We start from the raw sequence: 20,901 nt of genomic DNA, 5'->3' as shown, positions 1-20,901 counted from the left end.
AGACTCTCCAACGGAAGCCACCAGCGCATCGAGTCGAGAACTCAAAGCTAGAAGCTAGGAGCTAGAGGCTTAGAAGCCAAATGAATGATCCCGCACTCATCAACGAAATGCTCCGTAATGCGCAGACCATCGCCGTGATTGGCGTAAGCGACAAACCCTGGCGCGCCAGCCATAACATCACCCGCTATCTTGTCATGCAGGGATATCACGTCTTTCCCGTCAACCCCGCCCTCACGGAGGTGCATGGCCTCAAGTGCTATCCCGACCTCGAATCGGCGCATGCCGCCGCCTTGGAGGATTACCCCAAAGGCATCGACTTGGTTGACGTCTTCCGTGCCTCTGACAAGGTTCCACCTATCGTTGAAGATGTGATCCGCCTCGGCATCCGCTACCTCTGGCTTCAGGAGGACGTGATCAACGACAAGGCCATCGCTCAAGCCCGAAAAGCGGGCGTGAAATGCGTCCAGAATGTATGCATCTTTCGTGAACACGCGCAGAGAGTAGGCTAGATTCGTGGTCGACGGTCCGACTCTCGCTATATTTTCAATGTCCTTGCGCATTGCGGGAAATGGTGACAATTCCGTTACATCAAACCTGCTACTTCACGCGACCAACCAGTGCCCAGTTGCGTCGAATACAAAGGCCCTGTCTGATCCTGAATGAAATTCTCTCGCTCAATCATCGCGCTCTTTTTCCTGCTCGCTGGATTGCCGGCGCTTGCCGCGTCCAGTTCCGCAGCCCTGCCGCACGTGCATGTACAACTCATCAGTCCTGACACGCAGCTTCATCCCGGAAGCAACAACGCCGGCCTATACTTCAAGCTCGAACCCGGCTGGCACGTCTACTGGAAGAACCCCGGTGACGCGGGCGAACCACCTCACATCAAGTGGACGCTGCCGCAGGGAATCACCACCGGACCCATTCAATTCCCTATCCCGAAGCGTCTTCCCCTCGGCCCCTTGATGGACTTCGGCTACGAAGACGAAGTGCTGTTTCCGATCAAACTCAATGTCGCTGAACAGGCAGCCACAGGCCCAGCAGTTTTGCACGCCAAGATCGACTGGCTCGTCTGTCGCGGAAGCTGCATCCCCGAAAAAACCGAGCTCGAACTCGATCGCTCCATTGCCCAGGCTAGCTCAGGCAGCGCTTCCGTTGAACCCGATCAAGGTATCTGGGCTCGCCTCGCCAACAAGCTTCCGGCATCGCCACCAGCGAATCTGAGAATTGGCTTCGCACCAACACCCACCGGCTTCCGCCTGACCATCAACACGGGGCACAAAGAAAACGAAGCGTCCTTCTTCCCGGCCAGCCCCGACATCCTCTCCAACCCCGCGCCTCAGACCGTAACGCCCACCGCGAACGGTCTCACCCTCGATCTGAAAAAGGACGAATCTCTAGCAGCAAACCCCAAAGAACTAACAGGCCTGCTTCAACTCTCCGGCGGTCGCGCTTACGAGCTCATTGCACTGGCAGGTACTCCCAAAGCGCCAAAGGCCGTACCCATCGAAACAAGCACCTCGGCCAGCGCAAATCCTTACAGCCCCGCTAACACCGCTAGTCCCGTTGTCGAATCACCAACCCCCGCGCAGCCCGCACCCGGCCCGGGGCTCCTTCAAGCCGCTGGCCTCGCCTTCCTCGGCGGACTGATCCTCAACCTGATGCCCTGCGTCTTCCCCGTGCTCTTCATCAAGGGCTTGTCGCTTGTGCAGTCAGGTGGCGAAGAGCGACACAAACTCCGCACCCACGGCTTCGTCTATGCCGCGGGAATCCTCGTTTCTTTCTGGATATTAGTCGCGCTGTTGCTAGGTCTCCGCTCCGCCGGCTCGCACCTCGGCTGGGGATTCCAGTTCCAGTCACCAATTTTTCTTTCACTGATGGCCGCGCTGCTCTTCTTTCTCGGCCTCTCTCTCGCCGGCCAATTTGAAATCGGTCTCACTCTTACGAGCGCCGGTGGTTCGCTTGCTCAGAAGCAGGGTTATACGGGCAGCTTCTTCACCGGAGTCCTCGCCGTCATCGTCGCCACTCCGTGCACCGCACCGTTCATGGGAGTCGCTCTCGGCTACGCGCTCGCCCAATCTGCGCTCGTCACCTTCGCTGTCTTCACCGCGCTCGCTCTCGGACTAGCAGCGCCCTACGTAGCACTCACGCTGCAACCCGCATGGACGAGCATCCTCCCACGCCCCGGCGCATGGATGGAAGTCCTCAAGCAAGCCGTGTCTATTCCCATCTTCGGAACTGTCATCTGGCTCGCCTGGGTCGTCGCATCTGCCTACGGATCGACAATGCTCGCTGCACTTTTGGTGATTTTCCTTCTGCTTGCCATCGCCGGATGGTTCCTAGGCCGCTGGCCCGCGCAACGCTGGGCCACGATCATCGCAAGTCTCATTGTTGTTGCAGTGATCGTTCTCGCCAGCATCGCTCCCGGTCAACTGGTCACGAAGGCCGCGCAATCCGCCCCATCAACAGCAGCGAATGGCTGGCAGCCGTGGTCCGCCGAAGCCGTCATTCACTATCAATCTCAGGGCCGTCCCGTCTTCGTCGACTTCACTGCCAGCTGGTGCCTCTCGTGTCAGGTCAACGAGCGTGTAGCCTTCGGCACCCCCGAAGTTCAGAAAGCCTTCGCCGACAACAACGTTGTCCTGCTCCGCGCCGACTGGACCCGCTACGACGACTCCATCACCCAGGCTCTCAACTCCTTCGGCCGTAGCGGCGTTCCCACCTATGCCCTCTATGTGCCCGGAGAAAAGAGTCCGCGTCTCCTGCCAGAAGTTCTCACTCCCGGCATCGTCAACGGCGCGCTCGCGCAGCTTCCGCATTCTGCATCCCAGAGTGCTTTCAAAAAATAGGGAAGCATTCGATTGCCAGGCGAAGGAAGATCGTCGCAGAAGTCCTGCGGTACTTCCGGTGCTCGTGTTCACAGCTGCCCGTGAAGTACCGCGATTGAGCGACGTTCGCTCTACCACTCGAAGTAGTGCAGTCCCGTCGCCTGCAGACTCGGATGAAGCGGCAAATCATCCCGCCGTACAAATACATACTGCGGAGCACCGCTGGTTCGATGGTCGAGCTTTTGCAGTTCTTCCACCATTTCCCGCGACATCATTCGCAGGTGCGTGTGCACACGTGCAGGAACCGGATCAGAAGTGCCGCGAAGATTCCCTTCAAACTGCTTGGCGTAGGTGAATTCATTCCCATTCGGCGACATAACGACCTCCTCAGTCCCCTCTCTCTTGCTTGCGGTTGCCGGGCCATGCCAGGTTCGGCTCAACTCGGTATTTATTGGCCCGCTTCAATCACCTTCCACTTACTACGCAACGCCTTGTTCTTGCGTTCCGCTTCGTGATTGGATCGAACCCTCCGCGCTTACACATGTATAAACAGCAACTCGCATACCAAAGTTGCGTGGACATGACCCGGTGAGCCTGATGTATGAAAGGAGATGCTTTACAGATTCATCACCGCGCAGACTGCGTGTGACGATGCCGCAAGTGACGAAAAGACGTGACGAAATCTCGTCGCGAATGCCGATGCTTCGTCAGCTCCTGAGAGAAGCGCTGTCTGCGCGAAGTGATTGACGAAATTCTCGAAATTAGTTCTCGGCGCGATCTCTAATCTATTTGTGCGTCATTACCGCAGCCTGAAAGCTTACCCAACGCGCTTTCCTGCGCGAATCTTTCGGATCTCTTCCATTCGTTGCGCGAGTGCCTTCTCGCGCCCTTCCTGCGTCGGCTTGTAATAGCTCCGGCCTTTCAGGGAGTCGGGCAGGCAATCCATCTCCGCCACCTTGCCTTCTTCATCGTGCGCGTAGCGGTATCCCTTGCCGTATTCCAACTCTTTCATCAGCCGTGTAGGAGCATTGCGCAAATGCAGCGGCACAGGCTCCTGCCGCGTATGCTCAATCTCCTGCTGCACGGCGCCATATGCGGTATAAACCGAATTCGATTTGGGCGCGAGACAGAGATAGACGACGGCTTCCGCCAGCGCGAGATCACCTTCAGGAGAGCCAAGAAAATCGATAGCCTCCTTTGCCGACAAGCAAAGATTCAGCGCCTCCGGTGCCGCCAGCCCAATATCTTCGACCGCCATCCGCACCACGCGTCGCGCCAGGTACAGCGGATCTTCGCCTGCCGCAAACATGCGCGCCAGCCAGTACAGCGCCGCGTCCGGATCACTGTTGCGCACGCTCTTGTGCAGCGCCGAGATCAGGTTGTAGTGTTCCTCGCCAGACTTGTCGTACATCAGCACGCGCTGTTGCACGGCCTCCGTCGCCAGCGCCCTGTCAATGTGCTTCGTCCCGGCGGCGTTCGGTTCAAGCGCGAGCTGTGCCGCAACCTCCAGCGTGTTGTAAGCGCTCCGGCAATCGCCGCTGGAGTAGCTCGCAATCAACTCCAGCGCATCGTCATCCGCGCTCAACTCCATCGCACCGAGTCCGCGCTCTTTGTCCTCGACAGCCTTCCGCAGCAGCGCAACAATGCGCTCCTCGCTCAACGGCTGCAGCACGTACACGCGGCATCTAGACAGCAACGCCGAGATAATCTCGAACGACGGATTCTCTGTCGTCGCCCCGATCAGCCGAATAGTCCCGCGCTCCACGTAGGGCAGAAACGCATCCTGTTGCGCCTTGTTGAAGCGATGAATTTCGTCCACAAACAGGATCGTCCGCGAATGCATCTCCGCAGCCTGCGCCGCCGCAGCCATCACCTGCTTGATTTCCTTGATCCCGCTCATCACTGCCGAAAACTCCACAAAATTTGCTTTCGTAGTTTCAGCAATGATCTTCGCCAGCGTCGTCTTGCCTACTCCCGGCGGTCCCCAAAAGATCATTGAGCCCAGGCTCTGCGCATCCTGCGAGTCGCGCTCGATCTGCACCCGCAGCGGCTTTCCCGGACCCAACAGGTGCTCCTGCCCGCTATACTCCTCCAGCGTGCGCGGCCTCATCCTCTCCGCCAGCGGCGCTCCGGGCATTGCATGCAGCAGCCCTTGGGTTGGTCTCTCGGCGCCCTCGGGGACTCCATCAAACAAACTCATCGCGTCCCTCCGCGCCGTCCCGACGAACCGGCGCCCTTTGCCGCCCGCTGTCGTGCGGCTGCCCGCTGGCGATCGGCTTCATACAGAAGAACGCTCGTCGCCACCGCCGCATTCAGGCTTTCCACCGGGCCGGGGCAGGGAATCGTGATCGTTCCATCTGCCTTCGCCGCCAACTCCAAGGGCACCCCGTTACCTTCATTCCCGATGAGAAGCGCAACCGGCTCCGCCAGGTCGATCTCGTCTGCCCGCTTTTCCCCTTTCACTGCCGTAGTCAAAGTGCGTACTCTGGCCTCGCGCAACTGCGCCATCGCCTCCATTGCTTTCATTTGCAACACTGGCATGCGAAACACGCTCCCGGCCGACGCTCGAACTGCCTTCGAATTCCACGCGCTCACTGTACCTTCAAGACACAGCACGCCATCCGCTCCAAACGCCTCCGCCGATCGCAGAATCGTCCCCAGATTCCCGGGATCCTGCAACCCAGCCAGCACCACCACAAGCGCTGCGGAGCCTTTATGGATTCCTATGATGTGTGCCCAGGTCCAATCCGGCGGCTCTACCAGCGCGGCAACCGGCTGCGGCGCCTCCGTCGCAAGCGCCGAGTCCAGCAGCGCCCGGTTCATCACCAGTGCTTCGATTCCCGCCGGCAGGCCTAACCCTTCCAACATCGGCTCCGACCCTTGCGCTACAAAGACGCATCGCACGTTCAGACCCGCCCGTAAGGCCTCGGCCAGAAGGTTGGGCCCTTCAATGCCTACCAAGCCGTTTTCATTTCGCCCCGGACTGGCCAGTGCTCTGCGCAACTCCTTCAACCGTGAGTTCTGCGCACTCTGTACAATACGAAAAGGCATTTTTCTGCGATCCGTCTTTCGCTTAGCCGATTCTAAGCGGTCCTGTTGGATATCGCTGAATGGACGGCAGTAGTTGCACCGCAGCCGGTGCTGTGATAGCTTCCGTCTTTGTGGCGTCAGCAAATGCTTGAGCGATGTCTGCGGCTTGTCTGTCGTTTCAGCCAAGTCCAGCACATAGTCGCCGGTGTTGAGTGTTTGCGGTCGTCATGAAAGTCGGCAATCGTAAATTGCCCGAGGGAACCGAGGTAGACCTTCTTGTCCGCGGAAATCTTGCGCGTCCATCCCGATGAGCCCCAGACAGACCGGATTGATTACATCGTCTCTTGTCTGCGCAAGGGCGATGTAGTCGCCATGCCCACCGATACCTTCTATGGCCTCGCTGTGGACCCAGTCAACCTTCACGCCGTCGAGAATATCTACCGCATCAAGAGCCGCCAGAAGCAGAAGCCCCTTTCACTCCTGATTGCGTCTCTCAGCCAGGCCTACGAACTGGCCCGCGACACCGATCCGTTGCTCGACAAGCTTGCCGACCGCTTCTGGCCCGGTCCGCTCACCATCATCGTTCGCGCCGGCACCAAGCTGCCTTTACGCTCCACTGCCAATACCGGCAACGTCGCCCTGCGCATTCCCGATGCCGCCATCCCGCGCGCCGTGGTCGAGCGGCTTGGCCTGCCCATCACCGCGACCGCCGCAAATCTCCAGGGCGCATCGGAGTGTACCCACGCCGCTTGTGTCCGCGACCAGATCGGCGACCGCATACCCCTCATCGTCGACGGAGGACCCACCGGCCGCGCTCAACCCACCACTATCGTCGACCTGTCGCTCGGCGAAGGTCGCTGGGAGATACTTCGCGAAGGCGCCATCCCTACACATGAGATAGTCATGGTGCTGCAACGCTGAGAGTCAACATGAAACCGGAGTTGAAGCCAACATCGGAAGTAATAGAACCGAAAAGGCGGATTCTTCGACGAATTCTCGCAATTCTCGCCATTCTGCTGATCGCTACCCTCATCTGGTGCCGCTGGGTCTACGTCCAGATCGAGCACTATGCATCCCAGGATCAAGCCGCACCCTCCGATGCCATCGCGGTGTTTGGTGCCGCTGAATACGACGGACATCCTTCACCCGTCTTTCGGGCCCGGCTCGATCATGCCGAGTCACTCTACAACCGAGGGATTGCGCCGCTCATCATCACGCTCGGCGGCGATGGCGGTGACCAGTTCTCTGAGGGCGCTGTCGGTAAACAATATTTAATCGGGGCTGGCGTTCCCGAGTCTGACACCATCGCTGAAACCGAAAGCACCAGCACGGATCAATCCGTCCGTCGCCTCGCCGTCATCGCCCGCACCAACGGCCTTCATCGCCTCGTCGTCGTAAGCGATGGCGCCCACCTCTTCCGCATCCATGAAATCTGTGCCGCCAACGGTCTGGACGTGCTCACCTCTCCGCGCCCGCGCGTACCCATCGAAGGCAACACCGGAGAAACCGAGCGGATAGAGCACGAAATTGCCAGCTATACCCTCTGGCGCCTTCACCTCAACTAAATATCAGCACCCTGTCAGCTCGGAACGAAGTGAACAGATCATCGGTAACCACTCGCCCAGATGACTTGTTTTTCGCCTCAGGTTACGATTCTCGAGATTTTTCATCAGAGTTTGCGTCTACCATCGACGAATCCCGCGGAAAATCCCTGTCTCAAGGACAATCGATGAATACTGACAAACACCCTGCCCCCGGTCCGACGATCAAGAAAGACAACGGAAAGTGGACGTTCCATGTTTTCCCTGACGGCAATGAACGGGAAGCCGGCCAGTTTGAAACCGAATCGGCAGCCAGAGATGCTCGTGTCAGAGTGCTGTTGCAGTGGGGTTCCAACGGCAAAAAATATGCATCCGTCTGTCCCTAGCTTGGCAGCGCTGGATGCCTCACATTTACGGTAAAGGCATCGCGGGATCCCGCGTCCTAATTTGTTAGGACATTGGGCCACTTTCAGCGATTTGGCAAAACCGCCAGTATTGCAACTGCAATCCCCGCCGCGCTTGCAGTCGACAGAAAATTCACGGCATCGTTGTTGATCCATCCCCGCTGCTCGGCGGTCGCCCCCAGCAGGCTGTCGAACAGTAACCCGAACAGGCCACCGCTCCAACTAATCGCCAGCACAAGCCAGCCGCCGTTCAACGCCCACGCGCCCGCGGCCGCAACCAAACCGGCTGCCGCAATACCGGCAAGGGTTCCGCCTACGCTGATCGCGCCATCGGTGCCCGGTTCGGCTCTCCGCAGCGTAGTAATCATGCGCGGATTTCCGCTAACCACCTGCCCCAGTTCCGATGAAATCGTGTCCGCAGCTGCCTCCGCCAGGGCCGAAAGCCCAACCGCAAAAGCCAGCGCCGGAGCAGCGCCACGGGGAAGCAACCAGCTTCGTTCCATCATCCAAGAAAGCACCAGTCCGTTGGATACGAGCGCGGCCACTCCCAGATTCGCGGCCACCTGCGATGCAACTCGCCCTCGCTTGCTCTCCGCAGTTCCCAGGCTCTCTTTGCGTTTCCTTCCCAGCCGGGTTGAGAGCGACGTCATTACCAGCAGCACGATCACCGGAACCAAAGCGGTCTTCCATGGCACGTATGGAAACGAAACCGTCGCAAACATCAGGCTCGCGGTAATCGCCGTTCCCGCCAGCGCCGCCCCCGCCGTTGCCGAGCGCAGCTTCCAGGCCACCAGTCCCAGCAGAATACTGATGCTGAGCGTCCAGATAGCGACCGTCGGCATCTGGGTCGCCCACCAATGCGTCTCCAGTACGACGTCAGCGCCAACGAACGGGAACACGAGCAGCAAAAGCGTCTTCGATTGCCACAGCAGTTTGGGTCGGCCCACGCATCTATCGTATCGTTCCCAACAGGACAACCGATCCGCGTCCACGATGCGCTGTCGTCCTGACGAGAAGCGGAAGGATCTGCGGTTGTTCTTCAAACATTGAGTTCGCAATGAACCGTCCGAAATTGTTGGTCCGAGTCAGCCATTACCCAACCAAAACTCGGGAATCGTAATCGCGCAGTGATCTGGCGCGACTTGCATTGACTCGAATTTATTCGATGCCTAATCTAACTCCCAGCAGCGACGAATGGAGGGTGATGAACTCAATGAAAACGAACTCAGGAGCCGTGTTTGCGACGATGGTTGGCGTCTCCGTCTCGATCGGCGCTATAAGCGGAATTGCGATCCGGGGGCAGCAGGTCAAGACGCCACATGGCTATGTCATCGCCGAAGCCGACGTGACCGACCCCAAAGCGTTGCAGAATTATGGGGAAAAGATAGCGGAAACTCTGGCTCCTTTCAACCATCGCTACATCGTCAGCACCAGCAAGATTCAGGCTCTGGAAGGCGACCCGCCAAAGAGCAGAGTCGTGGTAATCGAATTCGATAGTGTGCAGAAGGCACGTGAGTGGTACGACTCACCAGTCTATGCGGCAATCAGGCCGATCAGGCAAATGGCAGCAAAGAGCCGCATATTTATCGTAGAAGGGGTCGTCCCCCAGTGATGCTGGCGGCTCACGGGCAAAAAGGAAGCAGACTAAAAATGGCAATCCACCACCGACGACTAGTACCGTCCAAGGAATTCTTTTCCTCGCACGTGGGCACATATCTCCCACGACCCACTCGTTTAAACTCATCAGCGCGGACTTTTCTCTCTTTTATGCGTGTCGGAGCTCAGGATGAAAGCGTATTCGTGTGTCGTGCTGCTTCTCGCCGGTGTCCTCGCCGTCCCGGTACTCTGCCAAACAAAGATTTCCGGCCGGCTTGAAATCGGGCACAAGGGCGCAACCATCGTCTTCGAGCCTTACGCGCCCAACATCGTGCGCGTCACGCTCAGTCTTGAGCCGGAGAATGCCCGCTCAAAGCCCGGCTACGGATTTGTCGGTTTCCCCGACGCCACCGGTTGGAGCAGCAGCCAGACCGACCTTAACGACATCTACCAATCCTCCCGCATTATCGCCACCGTCGAGCGCGACCACCCACCCGCACATCCTCCACTAAGTACCGAACTCGACATCGCCAAGTTCTTCAATGGCTCCACGCCCGGCGCGCACATCACGTTCACCACGCCCGATGGCAAAAAACTCCTTGAAATGACCGGCTGGCAGCAGGCCGTTCCCAATCACAAGGACGGCACCGCCGACATCAACAACGATCGTCGTCCCACCGACCCCGAGTTCTTCACCGTCGGCGCCACCTTCGTCTCACCCGACGACGAGCACTACTACGGCCTTGGCGACAACCACGAAGGCTTCCTCGATCACCGCGGTCATCCGGTTCGCTGCTGGAACGACTACCTGTCACCCGCCGCGCCTACCACCTGCGTTCCATTCCTCATCACCAACAAAGGCTATGGCCTCATCTGGGACAATCCGTCCAAGACCACTATCGAGCCTGGCTTCAACGAGCAGACCAAGTGGACCTCGCAGGTTGGCGATCGCGTCTCCTTCTTCGTCATCGCAGGCAACACCGCCGACGAAATCTACGCCGGCTACCGACTTCTCACCGGTCCCACGCCGCTGCTGCCCAAAGCCGCGTACGGCTATATCCAGTGCAAGCAACGCTACACCAGCCAGGACGAAGTACTCTCCGTCGCAAAGGGATATCGCGACCGTCATCTTCCCGCCGACGTTATGGTGGTCGACTGGTTCTACTACACAAAAATGGGTCAGATGGATATGGATCCGAAATTCTGGCCCGATCCCGCCGCCATGAACAAGCAGCTTCACGATATGGGTTTCGAAACCATGATCAGCGTATGGCCGCGCTTCGTCCCCAACGACCGCTATTATTCCGAGCTTGCTAAAAACGGCTGGCTCATCCACACCGCCGACGGCAAGCCCATCAACGGCCTTCCCTACGACCGCGCCGGATCCGATATCGACACGACGAATCCCGATGCTGCGGGCTGGTACTGGACCACGATCCGCGACAACATCCTCAGCAAAGGCTTCGACTCAATATGGGCCGACGAAACGGAGCCCGACCTGCCTCCCAACGGCGCCTACTATCACATCGGTCCCGGCACGCAGTTCTACAACGTATACCCGCTTTTGCACACCGGCGCGCTGTCAGACGGCTTCCGTCGCGACCTGCCCCAAAAACGCGCCCTCATCTTGTCGCGTGATGCTTACCTCGGCGTCCAGCGCAATGGAGCTATCGTCTGGTCCTCCGACATCTATCCCACATGGGATACCTATCGCCGCCAGATCCCCACCGGCCTCGACTTCACGGCTTCAGGAATTACCTACTGGTCCAACGACACCGGCGGATGGCAGTATCTGCCACCCGTCCATCATCCCGCGCACCCGCCCCTGCTCGATCCCAGCGACGCACGCGATAACGTCGGCGGCTACGACGACTACCCCGAGCTCTACACCCGCTGGTTCCAATACGCCACGTTTCTCCCCATCATGCGCGCTCACGGCAGCCGCCGCACCAACGAAGTCTGGTCGTACGGCAAGCAGGCCGAACCCATTCTCGAAAAGTATCTTCGCCTTCGCTACGAGCTGATGCCTTACATCTACTCGCTCGGCTACCAGACATGGCTGACCGGCGCACCCTTCATGCGGGCCCTGCCTCTTGATTTCCCCAACGACCCCAACGTGGCCGATCTCCGCGATGAATACATGTTCGGTCCTGCTTTCCTTGTCGCTCCCGTCACCGAGCAGGGAGCCACCAGCCGCAAGGTCTACCTGCCCGCAGGTTCCTTCTGGTACAACTACTGGACCAACGAACGCGTCTCGGGTGGCCAGACCATAACCGTTTCCGCCCCGATCGACACCATTCCGCTCTTCGTCCGCGCCGGGTCGATCGTTCCTATTGGATCGCCAGTCGCGAGCACCCACGAGAAACAAACCATCGCGCAGGTTCGCATTTATGTTGGCGCAGACAGCGACTTCACCCTCTTCTCGGATGACGGTACAACCTACGCATATGAAAAAGGTGCTGGATCCGTCACCCATCTGCACTGGAACTACTCCAGCCAGCAATTGACCCATGATGGGCCTGCAGCCTGGAATGGCCCGGATAGCGCCATCCTCAAAGTCATTGGGCCTTTTGTTGAAGTCGTGCCGCATTGATCCTGCAAAAGGCCGTCCGGATACAAAAGGGGTCCGAATCCGTCTAATTCCCAGAAACATCGGCTAGTGCGGTAGCGAATCAATTTGCACACAGCGGCGCCTTGATGCGTCACGGTGAACCCTGGACCGTATCGACGGTTTCCGCCCGGTCACTGATTTACAATCGACAGGTAAGCAGGAAAGAACTGAATGAGTCTTTTTTCCAACGTTTTAAGCCAGGCGCGAATGCGGATGGTTCAGGCGGGCGCTGCCCTTGTGGCTGCCGCCTTTGTTGCCGGTTGCGGTAACTCATACCGGCCGGTTATCACCCCCATCAACCCTACGGGTCCCGCATCGCAGCCGATTTCATATGCGGTCGTCGTCTCATCTCCGTCCGCCAACGCCCCGGGCGTCGCCACAGTGCTCGACTACTCGGGCGATAGCATCCTGACGCAGGCCCCCATTGGGCCGAACCCCACCGCATTCACGCTCGATGCCAACGGTGCCAACGGATTTACGGTCAATAGTGACCACACCCTCACCAACTTCCAGGTATCCTCCTCCGAGCCGCAGGAAAAAGACATCCACTACTCCACCTTGCCGGTGACCGCCCAGACGGTGGGGTTGTTCTCTCCTACTGCCGGACTTTGGGCGCCCGACCTGACCGGAAACGTTGTTGATGTGCTTTCCACCAATGGCTCAGCCGAAGCTTTCAAGCTCGCGATTCCTGTGGGAACGACCCCGATCTCCGTCGTTGGGCTTGGCTCGCTCGGCCAGCATATCTATTCCATCAGCCAGGACGTGCCATTCGATGTAACCTGCAACAACGCGCCTACCTCCGTCTCGCAGGTTGGTGAGGCCGATGCGATGGAAGTCAGCAGTTTTACGGTGTCAGCCCGCATTCCACTCGGTAAGTGCCCTGTCTACGCCATATCAAGCACCGACGGACGACGCGTATTCGTGCTAAACCGCGGCAGTGACACCGTCACGGTGATCAACAGTTTGAATAACACCCTCGATCAATGCACCCCGTTCCTCAACCAGAATGGACAGACAGTGACCTGCCATCCCAGCCTGCCTCTCTCAACTGCAGCTGGCTTGACAGGTACCAACGTCCCAGCTGTCGCGGGACCTGTCTACGGAGAGTACATCGCGGCAACCCAGCAGCTTGTCATCGCGGACTACGATGGAGGCACAATCACGCTGATCGATGTCAGCCTGGATGAATACGGCAACGACAGCCAGACGTTCGGAACCACGTTCACGATTCCCGTCGGACACAATCCCGCCAGCGTTACCGCGCTCGCTGATGGCAGCCGCGCCTACACCGCCGATCAGGCAGACAGCACCGTACACGTCGTCAATCTGACCAGCCATACCGTGGAGAAGACGCTGAACGTCTCCGGTCACCCGCGTACCGTCGTGTCGACTTCAAACTCACTCTTCGGCAAGGTCTATGTCTCTTCACCTGATAGCACCTTCCTCACCATCATCCGCACCGATCAGGACATCGTCGACACCGTGGTGCTGATCGAGGGCAACCTCGTAGACGTGCGAGTTACGTCGCAGACTGCCGTCAAAGGCAACGCCAATATCACCAGCCGCATTCCCGGTGGTGGACAGCCTTGTTATCTGCCTGGAGTGACACCCTCTCTGACCGCCTGCCAGAACATTCATCCCTGATCAGTTCCACTAGATCCAGTCAAGGGCCATCCCTTTAGGGATGGCCCTTAACTTTTTGCCTGCGCTTCGGTTCTCATCGTCCTTACTGAGTTGTGACTCGAAACACAGACCACGCCTGCATGCGACGCCGAGCATGAATCCTGCGAGCCACCGAGCATAATTCCGACGAGCAAAGTCTCGAGTTGTGACATGCGCTGGTTTGGTCAGCGCTGCTGCTCGCATCGGGGATTCGAGGTAGGGCCATTGCGCAGGCCAGCATCGAAACACGTCCTGACACGCCGGCAATTCGCTATGGCTGGGGTTCTTACTGGTGTCGCTGCCGTTTCCGGATGCCATACCGCCGCAGGCAATAGCTGGAATGTCCTCAGCGACGAGCATGCGCGTACTCTCGCTGCACTCTGTGACCAGATCATTCCCGCTGATGACTTCCCCAGCGCGTCGCAAGCGGGAGTCGTCAACTACATCGATCGCCAGCTAGCGCGCCATTATCGCCGCCATCACGATATTTATCGCGATGGCCTCGATCAAGCTGCCTCGATGAGCCGTAGCCGTTTCGGCGTTGCTCTGACTGATGCGACGCTTCAACAGCAACTCGAAATCGCCGTCGCACTCGAAAAGCAAAACCGCACATTCTTCGAGCTCTTTCGGCAGCACACCATGGAGGGCTACTATGGCTCCCCGCGCCATGGCGGCAACCGCGACGCAGTAAGTTGGCATATGCTCGGCCTCGACGAGCCGCCTCTTCGCGGTCGCGCGCAATACGACCTACGCGGCGCAGCTCCACGCAGCAACGGCGGGCGCTCATGAAGCGTGTGAACGCGGTAGTCATCGGCGCTGGCGCCGCCGGAGGCATCGTTGCCAAAGAGCTCTCCACCGCGGGCCTCAGCGTAGTTCTGCTGGAGCGCGGCAAATGGTACACCCCCGCCGACTGCCGCAAAGACGATCTCCGCAACCAGCGCACTACTCTACTGGGCAACGCTTTCGGCCCCGAAGACGAGGGCAATCCCCGCGTCTGGGTCGACGGAAAGGGAACTGCGCACACCGTCCTGCCCAGTGAAGGTGCCTATCAGAACAACGCCGCCTGCGTCGGTGGCGGCACTTTGAGCTACGGCGCGCAAGCTTGGCGCTACATGCCCCAGGACTTCAAAATGCGCTCGACGTACGGTGCTCCCGCCGGCAGTTCGCTTGAAGACTGGCCCATCACCTACGACGACCTCGAGCCCTTCTACGAAAAGGCTGAATACGAAATCGGCGTCTCCGGCGATTACTCCGGCACGCCTTTTCACGGCCCGCGCCGCCGCGATCTTCCCATGCCCCCGCTTCCGCCCAATCGCGAATTCGGCATCCTGGAACCCGCCGCCAAACGCCTCGGTCTTCATCCCTTCCATCTGCCCATGCTCCGCAATAGCGTGCCTTACAACGGGCGCGGTCCTTGCATGCGCTGCCGTTGGTGCTGCGGATTCGCCTGCGAAGTCGACGCTAAAAATGGTTCGCAGAACACTGTAATCCCCGTCGCCCTCAACACCGGCAACTGCGAACTGCGCACCGACTGTATGGCGAAGGAAATCCTCACCGACGATCGCGGCCGCGCCACCGGCGTCGCATACTTCGACGAGCGCGGTCATCTTCAGCAGCAGCCGGCCGACATCGTCATCGTCTCCTCTGCCGCCATCGAATCCGCGCGCCTCCTTCTCAACTCCCGCAGCCGACTCTTTCCCAACGGCCTCGGCAATCGCTACGACCAGGTCGGCCGCCATCTGCAGGGTCACCACTACACCGGCGCCATCGGCTACTTCGATTTCGAAACCTACGACGACATCGGTCCCGGAGCCAGCATCGCCGTCATGGATTACAACCACGGCACGCCCGGCCTCTGCGGCGGCGGCATGCTCGCCAACGAATTCATTCGCCTTCCCATCCACATGCTCGATCGCCTGCCGCCCGGTACGCCGCGCTGGGGAGCCGCGCACAAGCAGGCGATGCGCCACTGGCACAAGCGCTCCATCGTCATCATGGGCCCCACTCAGCAGATTCCATCAGCCTCCGGTCGAGTGACCGTGGATCCAACTGTCCGCGACAGGTGGGGACTGCCCGTAGCCCGCTTCGAAGGCAACGTGCATCCGCACACCTTCGAGATAGGAGACAAGCAGGCTAGCCGCGCCGAAGCCTGGCTCAAAGAAGCTGGAGCTATCAACACATCGCTCATGGCGTGGCATCCCGAAAGCGTCTCCGCCGGACAGCACCAGGCCGGCACCTGTCGCATGGGCAACGACCCTCAGTCTTCGGTCGTCAATCGCAACTGCCAGCTCCACGACGTCGACAACGTCTTCGTCATCGACGGCAGCGTTCACGTCACCAACGGCGGATTCAATCCCGTGCTCACCATCATGGCCGTCGCCTATCACGCATCCGCCGCGCTGGTACGCAACTGGAAAGGCACGGCCTTCCGCTCATGATGCGCTTGCTCAAGACGCTCCTACTGCTGCTCGCGTGTGTTGCACTCCTCGGCTTAGCAGGCGTCTATGGCGCGTCCTACTACTACACCTCGCAGCGCGGACAAGGCTGCGCAAGCTGCCACGAGATGGCCGCCTACACCAATGCGGTCCACGCCTCCGTGCATGGCAAGGCCACCTGCATGGATTGCCACGAAGCCGGTCTCGCCACCAAGCTTCGTCACATCCGCGTACACCTGGTTGGCAACGCACCTGAGTCCATCCGCCTGCGCGACACCGACGTCTTCGCGATGACCACGAACTGCCAGAAATGCCATCAGCATGAGTACGCATCCTGGCACGCCGGTCCCCACAGCGCCACCTACGCGCAGATCTTCGTCAATCCCACGCACAACACCGAACGCCGCCTGATGGACGACTGCCTCCGCTGCCACGGCATGCATTTCAACGGAGCCCTGCGCGATCTCGTCCAGCCGCAAAACGTCATCGGCCCCTGGCACATCACGCGCGCCAACTTCGCTGAACAGCCCACCATGCCCTGCATGGCCTGCCACCAGATGCATCGCGAAGGAGCCGAGCAAACAAAGCCTTCGACCCGCATCTCCGCCACGCCTCCATCTGCAACGGATTCCCTCGCGATCTTTGATCGCCGTGAGCAAATGCACTTCGCTGTCCGCCTGCTCGCTCTCCCGCGTTTGTCCGACGGACTGCGCGCCGTGAAGATCAGCCCCGACCAGCGTCAGGCACTCTGCTACCAATGTCACGCTCCACGCCAGCCTGAAGCTAATTCCGTCGCAGCGTCCAATCAGTACGGCCCGCAGTACGGCTCCGGCGACGATCGCACTCCCGTAGGCGTTCATGAGGGAATCAGTTGTTTCGCATGCCATGCCGGACACAACGAAAATGCAACGGCATCTTGCAAGACCTGCCACCCGCAGATGTCTCACTGCGGAATCGATGTCGAGAAAATGGACACCACTTTCGCCAGCGCCAAAAGCCCCCACAATATCCACTGGGTCCGCTGCACCGACTGCCACCAGCACGGCATCCCAAAACCAGAGACCACGGCGCAACGCGCTACCATCCCCGCTTCGATTCCCTCAACCGGATCAGAGTAGTAGAAGACCTATGTAGGATTGTCACGGATGCTTAATCGTGAACTGCTGTAGTCGAGATTGAGGAAGAGTCGAGTTTTGCACCGAAAATAGTAAGCCGGTGACTAGCTCAGAGTGTCGAATCGGATCGATTCCTGCCCCGTGCGGAATTCCTAGCGATTCCGCGAGAGTTGTCTCCCAGGGTTTCCTGGTGGCTAAAGTCAATGACCCTCGCCGCCTCAGCGAACCGCTACTGCTGAACATGTTCCGCATCGATGCTGCCCATCGGCATCAACACCATGAAACAATCCAACTGCCCGGAAGAGCACGTGACCACAGCATCGCGTAAAATGCGGCCCTTCGAAGCGCTGGGAACCAATCGTGGCAGATTCGCTTTTCTTATCTGTTCATCGACGCCCCTCTTTGCGAGGCCGGTTCCAACATGCATCACATCCTGCAATCCGCCTGCAGAGAACTGGAGGCGGTAGATCGAGGACCAATAAGTCGGACTTGGTGAAGCTAACTTGAGTTTGAAAGTACGTAGCTCCTGGGCCGACTGCCCCCTCTCTCCTAAGGTAGATTTCATGCCTGCCGCCGTAAGCCTGGAGATGCCCGTACGGAGATCTTGTTCGGTTGGATCGGGTGCGGACGGGTGGAGCGCAGACGATGCGAGTTCGTAGATCCTCAAGGCCTCTTGCCTCTTGCCTTGCTTCTCCAAAAGCTCGCCGTAATGCAAGCCAATGGCAGTGCGAGCGAGGTTGTTCCATGCAGCCTCGAGATAGTCGTTGGCTTTATCGAGCTTGCCTTCTTTCCCCAGTACGTATCCCAACGTATCCCAACTGGACGCAAGCAGCGACGACAGCCTGAAGGTCTGACCATTGGCCTCGGTTATCGTGCTCTGGCCGGTTTGTGAATCGAGCATGTCCAAAGATTCTTTAGACGTCTTTTCCGCAAGCGCAAGGTCTCCATTGGCTTCCGCCATCACGTATGCGGCATTGTTCAGCGCATCTGGATTTCCAGTAGCCGCAGTCACCATTTTCGCGGCGATCTCGGCAGCTTCTTTCTCCTTGTGGTCGCGCACCAAATAGTCTGCGAGGTAGTTCTGAATGAAGCGATCATCGGGATTGGCTTCGTAAGCGCGGCGCAATGTCGCAATTGCCGCTCCGAGATCAGAACTTGCCTGCATTGAGGATAAAAACAGGGCCACGCCCGAATTAGTTGCATCTCGCTCGAAATCCGATTTTGCTACGCGAAGCGCTTCATCTTTCTTTCCCTGGCGCATCAGAAACCCGCCGTAAAGATTCACGACAAAGCTCTCATCGGGATGATGTGCCAGTTCGCGCTCATAATCTGCTTTGGCTTCTTCAGCGCGGTTCTGCACCATTGCGAGATACCCGTAGTTGCTCCACAGGTATGGCTGCTCCGGACTGAGTTTTTTGGCGGCATCCAGCTTCACGCGGGCCTGAGCCAAATCCCCGCGCTGCTCCAGAAAGTTGGCTTGCGACACCAGCCCGGCGGCTTCAGGGTTATTTTCACCGGGCGCTGGCGGATGTGATCCTTTTTGAGAAGCAGCGCTGGTCGTCAACTGCACCCACGCCTCTTCACCCAGCGATATGTCTTTGGCGAACTTCTTGTATTTCTCCCACTGATCTATGGGTAGCTTTGATTGCAAAACGGTGATCTTCCGTTCTGTTATCAACTCGCCGTTTTCGAGCTTGTATGTCTTGTCGAAGGCAACAAAGTCGGTTTTGACATGAATTGCGTCAGGAAGATCGGCGCCATATCCCTGCGGAAGCTGAATATGGCTTACGGCAAACTCCGTCCGCGCTGCTCCCAGTTCGATGTCATGCGAAGGCTGCTTCTCGGGCGCAGCAGGCAGCGCATTGGCCGGAAAAAGCGGCACGATGCGGAAATTATCCCAGTCGCCAAAAGGCTTGCGCGTGTAGTCGTACGAGACGTGCTCTGGCGACTGAGTGTCTTCCGCGCGAGAGAAGGTCGAATTGCTGGTCGTACCGCTGAATCCGAGCAAGTTGGCGAGGAACTGAGTGCCCTGATCCCACTGTGCGGGCGCAAGGTTCTGCGCCATGGCGCGAACGATCAGCTCATTATCTGATCGAAAGTCGATATTGACCTTGCCCTTCAATTCGCCGTCCGCGGCGAGCGTGGCTTTGGCCTCGAAATGATCTTCGAACGGAAAAGGCGGCTTGGCGGGCGTGCGTTCAAGCGCGGACGCTCCACTCAACGGGATCACGAGAGCATCCTTATCGCGTATTGGTTGAACCAGAAGCTGAAAGGGGGTAAAGCCGGGAGTTGAATCCATCCAGATTCGGCCGGAAGGCAACACCACCGTGGTGATCACATGATTAAAGAATCCCGGCGAGGGCAACTCCGGAACTACATCAAAAGTCGTGCCCACTAAAGCAGACCCAGCCGCGAAGCCCTTCGCGCGCAAGAGCGCCTGCAGCAGGGTGTCCTTATCTTTGCAATCGCCATATCGGTTGACCAAGACCTCAGGCGCGGCATGAGGCTGGTAACGCCCAATTCCGAAATCGATGCCGATGTAACGGATGCGCGTCGATACAAACGAGTAAAGGGCTTGAATCTGCTCTTCGGGTGTCTTCGCGTCGTGCGTGATTTCGTCGGCTTGTGAGCGCAAGGCGTCGGTGGGTGCCGCGCGCGGAGTGGACAGGGCACTGTACCACTCGCCGACTTCCTGCCAGCTATGGAACGTGGTCCAGGCAACATCGGGCTTTGGGTGTTCTGCAGCCTCGCCAGCGTTTTCTTCTTTTTTACTTTTGTTGTCGACCATTGTCGGCTTCAGTTGGCTGCTCGACCACTTATAAACGCGCCGGCCAGCGTTTTCCGTAATCACAGGCTTGGATGCCGGGCTCCAAACCTGCACATATTTGTCGATGGGCACGTCAAGCGTCAGGGTCTGCGCCAAGACCACCACATCCTTGGCAAACGCGAAGACATCCCAGAACTGCGACGGCGACTCAGCGCTTTTGCGCTGGATACGCACGCGGTACTCGAGAGAATCGCCCGCTCGGAGGCCGCGTACGGGAATCTGCAGCATCTTCAAATCCGAGTAGAGCGGCGCCTGCTGGGTGACTGGCGCCGGCATATCGATTGCATCGGCGACCGGTGTTTCGGTCGAGGTTCCATCCGCATGGTGGACAGCTACGATCTCGAGGGTTGGATGCTCATTGGCCGCGGCATAAGGAAGCGAGATGACGCTGAATTGGCGCGCTCCAGCTTCGCTGGTAATCTTCATCCGCACCGTTACGAGCTTTTCGCCTGTTCCGTCCTTCTGATAAGTAAAGCTTGTGTCAGACATTTCTATGACGACGGCTTCACTTTGATATAGAGCTGACGACGGCTTCACTTTGATATAGAGCTGAAGTTGGTGAACCAGGTACTGTGGTTTGGCCCATCAGCAGGGATACTGAGATGCCGATAAGCGCAGCAAGCATGGTGGATCTCAGATACAGCGGTGCGAAACGAGCCCAGAAAGTTTTGCGCATTGGAAGGTGTGAATTGCGAAAAGCATACCATGACCTGGCCTCCGTTTCCGTGTGTCGCAATAACTGGTAATGAATCGTAAGTTGTACAGAAGGGCCATCGGTCGGAGCGAGGGGGCCCGTTTTGAATGGATGCGGCGCAAACCGGGAGCCGAGGGTCTCGTAGTGTTGCCACCACGAGA

General features: G+C 58.6%; 16 protein-coding genes. 11 read left to right on the top strand and 5 right to left on the bottom strand.

Going from position 1 to position 20,901, the window contains the following annotated elements; all coding sequences use genetic code 11:
* The first annotated feature begins 80 nt into the window (after nucleotides 1-80).
* Both P8935_RS17910 and P8935_RS17905 read left to right on the top strand, forming a co-directional pair.
* Complete coding sequence (locus P8935_RS17910) at nucleotides 81-509, top strand: CoA-binding protein (protein ID WP_348261665.1); 429 nt, start codon at nucleotides 81-83, stop codon at nucleotides 507-509.
* Nucleotides 510-659: 150 nt separating this feature from the next.
* Entirely contained in the window at nucleotides 660-2,846 is a 2,187-nt protein-coding gene (locus P8935_RS17905) for a thioredoxin family protein (RefSeq protein ID WP_348261664.1), read from the top strand.
* Nucleotides 2,847-2,956: 110 nt separating this feature from the next.
* On the opposite strand, the gene P8935_RS17900 is transcribed toward P8935_RS17905, so the two are convergent.
* The 3 genes from P8935_RS17900 to P8935_RS17890 all read right to left on the bottom strand — a co-directional run bounded on the left by P8935_RS17900 (nucleotide 2,957) and on the right by P8935_RS17890 (nucleotide 5,876).
* Nucleotides 2,957-3,202: a hypothetical protein gene (locus tag P8935_RS17900; RefSeq protein WP_348261663.1), complete on the bottom strand. Its 246-nt coding sequence runs from the start codon at nucleotides 3,200-3,202 to the stop codon at nucleotides 2,957-2,959.
* 440 nt (nucleotides 3,203-3,642) lie between these two features.
* Nucleotides 3,643-5,025, bottom strand: a complete 1,383-nt coding sequence (locus P8935_RS17895) for a replication-associated recombination protein A (RefSeq protein WP_348261662.1) — start codon at nucleotides 5,023-5,025, stop codon at nucleotides 3,643-3,645.
* Nucleotides 5,022-5,876, bottom strand: a complete 855-nt coding sequence (locus tag P8935_RS17890) for an RNA methyltransferase (RefSeq protein WP_348261661.1) — start codon at nucleotides 5,874-5,876, stop codon at nucleotides 5,022-5,024. The genes P8935_RS17895 and P8935_RS17890 overlap by 4 nt, the downstream gene beginning before the upstream one ends.
* A 255-nt stretch (nucleotides 5,877-6,131) precedes the next feature.
* Between P8935_RS17890 and P8935_RS17885 the strand changes: the two genes are divergently transcribed.
* From P8935_RS17885 to P8935_RS17875, 3 genes are all read left to right on the top strand, one after another.
* Entirely contained in the window at nucleotides 6,132-6,776 is a 645-nt protein-coding gene (locus tag P8935_RS17885) for an L-threonylcarbamoyladenylate synthase (RefSeq protein ID WP_348261660.1), read from the top strand.
* Between the two features lie 8 nt (nucleotides 6,777-6,784).
* On the top strand, nucleotides 6,785-7,420 hold the full coding sequence (locus P8935_RS17880) for a YdcF family protein (protein WP_348261659.1): 636 nt from the start codon (nucleotides 6,785-6,787) through the stop codon (nucleotides 7,418-7,420).
* A 164-nt stretch (nucleotides 7,421-7,584) separates the two neighbouring features.
* Nucleotides 7,585-7,782 (top strand): hypothetical protein, encoded by a 198-nt coding sequence (locus tag P8935_RS17875; protein ID WP_348261658.1) that lies wholly within the window; start codon nucleotides 7,585-7,587, stop codon nucleotides 7,780-7,782.
* Between the two features lie 83 nt (nucleotides 7,783-7,865).
* Here the strand turns inward: P8935_RS17875 and P8935_RS17870 are convergent, their stop codons facing one another.
* On the bottom strand, nucleotides 7,866-8,747 hold the full coding sequence (locus P8935_RS17870; RefSeq protein WP_348261657.1) for a DUF92 domain-containing protein: 882 nt from the start codon (nucleotides 8,745-8,747) through the stop codon (nucleotides 7,866-7,868).
* A gap of 266 nt (nucleotides 8,748-9,013) precedes the next feature.
* On the opposite strand from P8935_RS17870, the gene P8935_RS17865 reads away from it, so the two are divergent.
* From P8935_RS17865 to P8935_RS17840, 6 genes are all read left to right on the top strand, one after another.
* Entirely contained in the window at nucleotides 9,014-9,412 is a 399-nt protein-coding gene (locus P8935_RS17865; protein ID WP_348261656.1) for a DUF1330 domain-containing protein, read from the top strand.
* Between the two features lie 174 nt (nucleotides 9,413-9,586).
* Nucleotides 9,587-11,989 carry a TIM-barrel domain-containing protein gene (locus tag P8935_RS17860; RefSeq protein WP_348261655.1) on the top strand — a complete coding sequence of 801 codons (2,403 nt, stop codon included), beginning with the start codon at nucleotides 9,587-9,589 and terminating at the stop codon, nucleotides 11,987-11,989.
* A gap of 189 nt (nucleotides 11,990-12,178) precedes the next feature.
* Complete coding sequence (locus tag P8935_RS17855; protein ID WP_348261654.1) at nucleotides 12,179-13,651, top strand: hypothetical protein; 1,473 nt, start codon at nucleotides 12,179-12,181, stop codon at nucleotides 13,649-13,651.
* A 189-nt stretch (nucleotides 13,652-13,840) separates the two neighbouring features.
* Complete coding sequence (locus tag P8935_RS17850) at nucleotides 13,841-14,458, top strand: gluconate 2-dehydrogenase subunit 3 family protein (RefSeq protein ID WP_348261653.1); 618 nt, start codon at nucleotides 13,841-13,843, stop codon at nucleotides 14,456-14,458.
* A complete protein-coding gene (locus tag P8935_RS17845; protein WP_348261652.1) occupies nucleotides 14,455-16,107 on the top strand; it encodes a GMC family oxidoreductase in 1,653 nt (550 codons plus the stop codon). The genes P8935_RS17850 and P8935_RS17845 overlap by 4 nt, the downstream gene beginning before the upstream one ends.
* Nucleotides 16,104-17,222, top strand: a complete 1,119-nt coding sequence (locus P8935_RS17840; RefSeq protein ID WP_348261651.1) for a hypothetical protein — start codon at nucleotides 16,104-16,106, stop codon at nucleotides 17,220-17,222. The genes P8935_RS17845 and P8935_RS17840 overlap by 4 nt, the downstream gene beginning before the upstream one ends.
* Nucleotides 17,223-17,448: 226 nt before the next feature.
* Here the strand turns inward: P8935_RS17840 and P8935_RS17835 are convergent, their stop codons facing one another.
* Complete coding sequence (locus P8935_RS17835; protein ID WP_348261650.1) at nucleotides 17,449-20,535, bottom strand: DUF3857 domain-containing protein; 3,087 nt, start codon at nucleotides 20,533-20,535, stop codon at nucleotides 17,449-17,451.
* Nucleotides 20,536-20,901 lie beyond the last annotated feature (366 nt).

The organism is Telmatobacter sp. DSM 110680 (assembly GCF_039994875.1).
In the GTDB taxonomy this organism is placed as follows: domain Bacteria; phylum Acidobacteriota; class Terriglobia; order Terriglobales; family Acidobacteriaceae; genus Telmatobacter.
Note: the sequence above shows the minus strand (reverse complement) of the source record. Positions and strands in the feature narration are given on the sequence as shown.

Bases quoted from the DNA above. Each gene is read 5' to 3' on its own strand.
- P8935_RS17910 (WP_348261665.1), top strand. From the start codon at position 81: ATGAATGATCCCGCACTCATCAACGAAATGCTCCGTAATGCGCAGACC.
- P8935_RS17905 (WP_348261664.1), top strand. From the start codon at position 660: ATGAAATTCTCTCGCTCAATCATCGCGCTCTTTTTCCTGCTCGCTGGA.
- P8935_RS17900 (WP_348261663.1), bottom strand. From the start codon at position 3,202: ATGTCGCCGAATGGGAATGAATTCACCTACGCCAAGCAGTTTGAAGGG.
- P8935_RS17895 (WP_348261662.1), bottom strand. From the start codon at position 5,025: ATGAGTTTGTTTGATGGAGTCCCCGAGGGCGCCGAGAGACCAACCCAA.
- P8935_RS17890 (WP_348261661.1), bottom strand. From the start codon at position 5,876: ATGCCTTTTCGTATTGTACAGAGTGCGCAGAACTCACGGTTGAAGGAG.
- P8935_RS17880 (WP_348261659.1), top strand. From the start codon at position 6,785: ATGAAACCGGAGTTGAAGCCAACATCGGAAGTAATAGAACCGAAAAGG.
- P8935_RS17875 (WP_348261658.1), top strand. From the start codon at position 7,585: ATGAATACTGACAAACACCCTGCCCCCGGTCCGACGATCAAGAAAGAC.
- P8935_RS17865 (WP_348261656.1), top strand. From the start codon at position 9,014: ATGAAAACGAACTCAGGAGCCGTGTTTGCGACGATGGTTGGCGTCTCC.
- P8935_RS17860 (WP_348261655.1), top strand. From the start codon at position 9,587: ATGAAAGCGTATTCGTGTGTCGTGCTGCTTCTCGCCGGTGTCCTCGCC.
- P8935_RS17855 (WP_348261654.1), top strand. From the start codon at position 12,179: ATGAGTCTTTTTTCCAACGTTTTAAGCCAGGCGCGAATGCGGATGGTT.
- P8935_RS17850 (WP_348261653.1), top strand. From the start codon at position 13,841: ATGCGCTGGTTTGGTCAGCGCTGCTGCTCGCATCGGGGATTCGAGGTA.
- P8935_RS17845 (WP_348261652.1), top strand. From the start codon at position 14,455: ATGAAGCGTGTGAACGCGGTAGTCATCGGCGCTGGCGCCGCCGGAGGC.
- P8935_RS17840 (WP_348261651.1), top strand. From the start codon at position 16,104: ATGATGCGCTTGCTCAAGACGCTCCTACTGCTGCTCGCGTGTGTTGCA.
- P8935_RS17835 (WP_348261650.1), bottom strand. From the start codon at position 20,535: ATGTCTGACACAAGCTTTACTTATCAGAAGGACGGAACAGGCGAAAAG.